Annotated in this window: 6 protein-coding genes; 5 read left to right on the forward strand and 1 reads right to left on the reverse strand. The window is 70.3% G+C overall.

The window, feature by feature from the left end:
• Positions 1-51 precede the first annotated feature (51 nt).
• The 4 genes from G6045_RS02270 (at position 52) to G6045_RS02285 (ending at position 4059) form a co-directional block, all read left to right on the forward strand.
• The gene (locus G6045_RS02270) at positions 52-1197 is read left to right on the forward strand and encodes a branched-chain amino acid ABC transporter permease (protein WP_165330027.1); all 1146 of its coding nucleotides are present in this window, start codon (positions 52-54) and stop codon (positions 1195-1197) included.
• Entirely contained in the window at positions 1194-2000 is an 807-nt protein-coding gene (locus G6045_RS02275; RefSeq protein WP_165330028.1) for an ABC transporter ATP-binding protein, read from the forward strand. The genes G6045_RS02270 and G6045_RS02275 overlap by 4 nt, the downstream gene beginning before the upstream one ends.
• The gene (locus tag G6045_RS02280; protein WP_456243465.1) at positions 1993-2721 is read left to right on the forward strand and encodes an ABC transporter ATP-binding protein; all 729 of its coding nucleotides are present in this window, start codon (positions 1993-1995) and stop codon (positions 2719-2721) included. The genes G6045_RS02275 and G6045_RS02280 overlap by 8 nt, the downstream gene beginning before the upstream one ends.
• A 507-nt stretch (positions 2722-3228) precedes the next feature.
• The gene (locus G6045_RS02285; RefSeq protein ID WP_165330029.1) at positions 3229-4059 is read left to right on the forward strand and encodes a peptidase associated/transthyretin-like domain-containing protein; all 831 of its coding nucleotides are present in this window, start codon (positions 3229-3231) and stop codon (positions 4057-4059) included.
• A 69-nt stretch (positions 4060-4128) separates the two neighbouring features.
• On the opposite strand, the gene G6045_RS02290 is transcribed toward G6045_RS02285, so the two are convergent.
• Positions 4129-5118, reverse strand: a complete 990-nt coding sequence (locus G6045_RS02290; RefSeq protein ID WP_165330030.1) for a hypothetical protein — start codon at positions 5116-5118, stop codon at positions 4129-4131.
• A 104-nt stretch (positions 5119-5222) separates the two neighbouring features.
• Between G6045_RS02290 and G6045_RS02295 the strand changes: the two genes are divergently transcribed.
• Positions 5223-6452, forward strand: a complete 1230-nt coding sequence (locus tag G6045_RS02295; RefSeq protein ID WP_328707627.1) for an FAD-dependent monooxygenase — start codon at positions 5223-5225, stop codon at positions 6450-6452.
• Positions 6453-6839 lie beyond the last annotated feature (387 nt).

A 6839-nucleotide genomic window follows, 5' to 3' on the forward strand; every position in this document is an offset into this window, starting at 1 on the left:
AGCTTCGCTTCCTCCTCACCTAACGGTGGGGGTAGTCACGAAGGAGCCCCGATGAGTAATCCCTTACGACCACCCCGCGGTCCGCACGGAGCACCCGCGCCCGACAGCCGCGACCACACCGGCACTCCGCACGGAGCACCCCCACCGCCCCGGCCCGACAGCGCCACACCCGTCGAACCGTCCGGCGCACGGCGACCCACGCCGGCGGCTCGGCTCCTGGAAAGCCGTCACATCGGCTGGGCGGCACTGACCGCCGCCCTGGCCCTTCCGCTCGTCATCGCTACGCCCTACGCCCTCAACGTGATGACCGGCGCCGCCCTCTTCGTGATGCTGGCCGTCGGACTGAACATCGTGGTCGGCTACTGCGGGCTGCTCGACCTCGGGTACGCCGCCTTCTTCGCCGTCGGCGCCTACACCAGCGGCATCCTGGCCATCGAACTCGATATACCCCTGCTCGCCACTGTGCCCGCGGTCCTGGTGGTGACCGTGGTCGCCGGTCTCGTCATCGGGGCGCCGACGCTACGCCTGCGCAGCGACTACCTCGCCATCGTCACGCTCGGCTTCGGCGAGATCATCCGGATCACGGCCACCAACCTCGAGATCACCGGCGGGCCTTCGGGTATCTACGGCATCCCCGGCCTGTGGGGCGACGGCCCCACCGATCCGGCGCTGTTCTACTACATCACCGTCGGTGTCGTCGCGTTGGCGGTCCTGTTCGCCGCGCGCCTGGGACGCTCCCGGCTTGGCCGGGCTTGGCGGTTCGTACGCGAGGACGAGGACGCCGCCGCCGCGATGGGTATCCGTCCGCACAGGGTGAAGCTGGCCGCCTATGTCGCCGGCGCGGTCTGGGGCGGTCTCGCCGGTGTGCTCTTCGGCGCCCAGCTCTCGGCCGTCTCTCCCGCCAGCTTCACCTTCCTGTGGTCGGCTCTCGTGCTGATGGCCGTGGTGCTCGGCGGAATGGGCTCGACCCCGGGTGTCGTGGCCGGCGCCATCGCGATCAGCCTCGCGCCGGAGCTGCTGAGACAGGTGCAGGACTACCGGTTCTTCGTCTTCGGTGTCCTGCTGATCGTGGTGATGGTGCTGCGTCCGCAGGGGCTGTGGCCGCAGCGTACGCGTGAGTCGGCGCGCACGGCCGCGCGCAGCTCGGCGCGACCCACCGGGACGCCGGCGTCCGTCGCACGGGAGGAATCCGCATGAGCCTGCTCGAAGTCGAGGACCTGCGGCTCACCTTCGGCGGCGTCCGCGCCCTCGACGGCCTGAGCTTCACGGTGGGGCACGGTGAGATCGTCTCGCTGATCGGACCGAACGGCGCGGGCAAGACATCGGCGTTCAACTGTGTGACCGGGTTCTACCGGCCGGACAGCGGCACCGTCCGGTTCGACGCAGTCGATGTGACCGGCCGCAGTCCGGCCGCGATCGCCCAGCTCGGCGTGTCCCGCACGTTCCAGAACCCGCGCCTGTTCGGCGAGTTGTCCGTCCTCGACAACGTACGCGCCGGCACCCACCTGTGGCTGCGACAGCGCATGGTCGACGTCCTGCTGCACACACCGCGCTACCACCGCACCGAGCAGCGCGTCACCGACGAAGCCCACATGTGGCTGGACTTCGTCGGGCTGCGGGGCGACCGGGCCGGTCTCGTACGCCACCTGCCCTACGGAGAGCAACGGCGGGTGGAAATCGCCCGCGCCCTCGCACGCCGGCCCCGGCTGCTGTTCCTCGACGAGCCGGCGGCGGGCCTGAACCACGGCGAGAGGACCGAACTCGTCGACCTCATCCGGCGGATCAGCGCCCAGGGCACCGCGCTCGCCCTCATCGAACACGACATGGGACTGGTCATGGAGATCTCACAGCGCGTCGTCGTCCTCGACTTCGGCAGGAGGATCGCCGACGGCCCACCAGCGCAGGTGCGCAGCACCCCCCGCGTCATCGAGGCGTACCTGGGGCGCGACACCGACGACTCGGAACTCGCCGCCGCCCGGGGGGTGATCCGCGGTGACTGAGCGCCCGACCCTGCTGCAGGTGACCGGTCTCGAGGTGTATTACGGCGAGGTCCGGGCCCTGTCCGGGCTCGATCTGCGGGTGCGGGAGGGCGAGATCGTTGCGCTGCTCGGCAACAACGGCGCGGGCAAGACCACGGTCCTGTCCGCCCTGTCCGGTCTGGTCCGCCCGGCCGCGGGCCGGATCACCTACGAGGGCCGCGATGTGACCGACGCACCGCCGCCAGAGCGCGTGGCAGCCGGCCTGGTGCAAGTACCGGAGGGCAGGCGCATCTTCAGCACCCTCACCGTGCACGAGAACCTGCAGCTCGGTGGCTATCTGCAGCGGGACAACCGCGAGGTGGCCCGGCGTATCGCCGAGGTCTACGCGCTGCTGCCGCGGCTTGCCGAACGCCGCGAGCAGCAGGGCGGCACGCTGTCCGGGGGCGAGCAGCAGATGCTGGCCATCGGCCGCGCCCTGGTGACCCGCCCTCGGCTTCTGATGCTGGACGAGCCGTCGATGGGACTCGCACCCCTGCTGGTGACCGCGGTCCTCGAGGTCGTCGCCGACATCAACACCAAGCACGGCACGAGCGTGCTCTTGGTGGAGCAGAACACCAGGGCAGCCCTACGCTTCGCCGACCGTGCCTACGTGCTCGAGGACGGCCGCGTCGCGCTGACCGGCCCGGCCGGTGAACTGGCCGCCGACAAGAGGGTGACGGAGGCGTACCTGGGCACCGCCTGAGCAGACTGGGCGGATTTGCTGGTCATCGTCGGCGCACCACTGCGCTTGCTCATTACACGTCGACCAAGCCCACGAAGAACGCGACACCCAGCAACACGCTGAGAGCGACGCTCCCCGAGTCGGCCCCACCTGCCGCTAAAACGAATGGGAGCATCTGGTGATCCCTTCTAGCCCGTCATCAGCTTGTTAGCGCCATAGCCCAGTCCTGAATAACCAGCGTCCACCCCAAAGCTGTCCGCCCCGCAAGGCCGCTTCCCTTGGTCAGGAGCTTGGCGCCGCCGCCAATTCCCAAGGTGAACGCACTAACAACAACCCCTACACCAGCGATTTCCGAACCGGAAGCGCCGCCGGCCCAGGGGCCCTGATGTCGGCCGGGTGCCATGAGCCGCTGCTGGAGGGACGGTATGGGGCTGGAGGCGGTTGAACTCGCCGGTCCTGTCGGGCTTTCTGGATCGCGGCGTCGGCCGCTCTAGCATGCGGAAAGTGACACGTACACCAGCAAAAGGCATGCAACGGCGAGGTTTCCTGACGGCGGGGGCGGCGAGTGTCGCCGCGTTGAGCGGGATCCGCGCGACGCAGGCTACGGCCGCCGCTCCCGAGGAGTCACCGACTGCTGCCGGCGACGCGCCTCCCCTGACGCGAAACCGTCTGGAGGGGCCGTACTACCTCGATTACGACCTCAACCGGATCGACATCACCGAAGGGCGCCGGGGCGTGCCGTTGGACCTGCGGATCCAGGTGCTCGCGGCGGGCAGCGGACGACCCCTGCCCGACGTCGCCGTCGACGTGTGGCAGTGCGACGCCCTCGGTCTGTACTCCGGCTACGAACGGACCACGCTCGAAATCAACGCGCGCGACAAAGCGCCGTCCGGCGCGGCGGGGCAACTCCCGTCGGGCCGGCACCTGCCTCCCGACAGCCGGACCACCTACCTGCGCGGTTTCCAGATGACGGACGGGGACGGGCGGGTGCGCTTTCGCACCATCGTGCCGGGCTGGTACACGGGGCGGGCGGTCCACGTGCACCTCAAGGTGCACCACCAGGGAGTGCTGCTCGACGGCGCCTACGCGGATGGCACCACCATGCACACCGGCCAGCTCTACTTCCCCGAAGACCTGCTCGCCGACCTCCGACCGGTCGCCCCCTACAGCAGCAACCCCTACCGGCGCACCCCCAACAGCGAGGACCGCTTCTACACGGGGACCTCGATGGCCGACGGCATGGTCGAGGCGACGTGGGACCGGCGCGAGGTGGCAAGGGGTGTGGACGGCGCCCTCACCCTCGTCGTCGATCCGGCGGCCGAGCACGTGGGACACGTCGGCAGCCGGTCGTCGGGTTGAGCGCCGATGACGGGTGCTCGCCGCTCGGTGCGAGCAGCGAGCACCCGTCATCGCCCCCGGTGTCCTGTGTCAGGGCGTGCGGACGGGGATACGGGCCACCGCCACACCGACGTTGTCGACCTGATCGGTGTCCACGTCCTCGGGGTGGCCGGGGGCGACGAGCGTGGTGCCGGTCGACATGCCCTTGGGCGCTCCCGGCTGGGCGACGAGCGGAAGGGTGAACGTGTCGTCCTCCTCCACGTCCACGTCATCCAGCGTGCACCGTACGACCTGGGGGATGCCCGGTGTGCGGTCGTCCAGCGCAAGGGTGCACTCGTCCGGCAGCCCGGCTTCGGTGTCGATCTTCACCAGGAGCGGGGTCGTCACGACGACGACCGCACCCCGCCTGGTCTCGTTCGGTCCGGTGTTGCCGTAACTCAGCTCGAGCTCACCGGTGTTGTCCTTCGCGATCACCGCATCGGCCTGGGCGACCCACAGGCCCACCTTGTTGCCCTTGGGCAGCGGGGGAGTGGGGCGGGTCAGGTTCAGCCGTGCAAGGACCCAGTTGTTGTTGGTGTCGACCTCCACGTCCTTGGAGCCGGGCGCCGGCATCACGCTCGACCGGCCGCGCACCGTGCCCGTGAGCCGGGCCCGGTCGGTGACGACCACCGGGATCGCTACCGTGCGGTCCTTGCCCTTGGCCAGTCCTGCGCCCAGCCGGCAGGTCACGATCTCGGGCATGACCGGGTCCTGGTTCTGGTACGCGATCCGGCACCCGCCCGGCAGGGGGCGCTTGCGGTCGACGTTCGTGTAGGGCGGGGTCGCGTAGGACACCAGCGCCACTCCTGTGGTGGCACGCTTCGCCGCGTTCGACACGGTCAGCCGCTGCACACCGCGCTGACCGGGCGACAGCTGCACCGGCGCGTCCGCGATGGCCAGATCCACGTCGGCGCCGGCCGGCCGCGGCGCGGGGGTGGCGGTGGCCGCGCCCGCCAGAAGGCAGGTCAGCGCGGTGCCGATCGGCAGCACCGCGCGGGCCGTTACGGCCAGGGCGGGACGTCGGGGGGAGATGAACGGCATGACAGCTCCAGGGGGCGGGGGAAGGCGGGTACTGTGATTCGTGAATTGCCCCGTTTTGTACGCGTCACCATGAGTGCGGGAGAAACCATCCGAATGGCGGTGCGGTGAGCCAGACCGAATCCGGCATCACCGGCGCCCGTGCGGCCGTCGTCGGCGGCAGCATCGCCGGGTGCGCCGCGGCACTCGCCCTGCACCGCGCGGGAGCGCAGCGGATCACGGTCTACGAGCAGGCGCACGAGGACCTCGCCCGACGCGGCGTAGGCGTCGGAGTGCACAACAAGCGCCACACGGAACTGCGCACCGCCGGCTACCTGGGCACCAGCACCCCATGGCTGCAACTCTCGCGGCGCACGTGGTTCGTGCGCGACGCGACGTGCCCTGACCCGATGGGCCGATCCGTCGCCACCGACGCCTTCCCCTTCCGCATGTACCACTGGGGCCGGCTGTGGCGGGAGCTTCGCGAACAGGTCCCCGACACGGTGACGTTCCGCACCGGCGCCCGCATCACCGGAGTGCACGCACAGGAGCGGGAAGCGGTGCTGCACACCAAGACCTCCAGCCACGCCTTCGATCTGGTCGTCGGCGCCGACGGACACCGCTCCGTGGTGCGCGCCGCAGCCTTCCCCCGCACGCAGCTCCTGTCCGCGGGCTACCTGGCCTGGCGCGGCGTGCTTCGGGCCGACCGGATGCCCCGGGCACGTCGCTGGCCGGCCGACACGTGCGCCTACGTCGTCTTCCGCGAAGGCCACCTGTTCGCCTGCCGCGTCCCGGGCCCGCCCGGCAGCGACGGCCCGCAGATCAACTGGGTTCTCTACAGCGCCAATCAGTCGGCCGGGACCGGTCATGCGCCCGGCGAAGTACTCGCCGAACGCGGCGCGTGCCAGGAAGCGGCTGAGGAGACTGCGGACGCGCTGCTGCCGCCGTTCTGGGCCGAACTGGTGCACCTCACCGAACCGAGGGACTTCCTTGTGCAGCCGATCGGCGACCTGCTCACACCCTCTTACGTCCAGGGACGCCTCGTACTGATCGGGGACGCCGCGGCGTGCGCCCGCCCGCATGTCGCAGCCGGCGCGGTCAAAGCACTGCAAGACGCGGCCGTACTGGAGCGTGCGCTCGGCGCCGCGGGCAACCGCCCCTGGCACGAGGCGCTCCAGCACTACAACACCGCCCGAACCGGCAACGGCAACGCGGTGATCGCCCTGGGGCGGCGCTTCGGCGAAACCCTGGTGACCGAGGCACCCGACTGGGCAAGCCACCCGGGGCCGTCACCCGCGGCCTGCTGGCAACAGTGCGATCCGGCAGGAGAGTTCGGCGGGCTGCGGCTGCCTGCTTGAGTACGGCGACACCACCCGTATGGATCTTCTCTCAGCGCGGTACTTCCAGGTCGTCACCCGGCACCACGGTGGGGCGGAAGGCGCACGACTCGATCGCCTTGCCGCACGTGCGAGGGCACGAACTCGCCAGTGTGATCGAGACGGTCGGCGCCGAGATCGTCAACTGACGCCGGGAGACCGGGCGACTGCGCCCTTCGCGTGCGCGTGCGGGCGCTGTGACACCAGCGTGGCGGGACAGCAACAGGTGTGCGGAGAGCTGTCTGTGACTGCAAGGGTTGGTCGTTGTCGACGAAGGGCGATGGAGGCAGCTGGTCACGGATAATGCCGGCATGGACCAGGGGTGGGCTGCGGTCGCGGGTGCTGGTGTGGGTGTGGTGGGGGCCGTGG

This window comes from Streptomyces mesophilus, from assembly GCF_011044995.1.
In the GTDB taxonomy this organism is placed as follows: domain Bacteria; phylum Actinomycetota; class Actinomycetes; order Streptomycetales; family Streptomycetaceae; genus Streptomyces; species Streptomyces mesophilus.

Excerpts from the sequence above, each read along its gene's own strand:
- G6045_RS02270 (WP_165330027.1), top strand. The coding sequence starts at position 52 with ATGAGTAATCCCTTACGACCACCCCGCGGTCCGCACGGAGCACCCGCG.
- G6045_RS02275 (WP_165330028.1), top strand. The coding sequence starts at position 1,194 with ATGAGCCTGCTCGAAGTCGAGGACCTGCGGCTCACCTTCGGCGGCGTC.
- G6045_RS02285 (WP_165330029.1), top strand. The coding sequence starts at position 3,229 with ATGCAACGGCGAGGTTTCCTGACGGCGGGGGCGGCGAGTGTCGCCGCG.
- G6045_RS02290 (WP_165330030.1), bottom strand. The coding sequence starts at position 5,118 with ATGCCGTTCATCTCCCCCCGACGTCCCGCCCTGGCCGTAACGGCCCGC.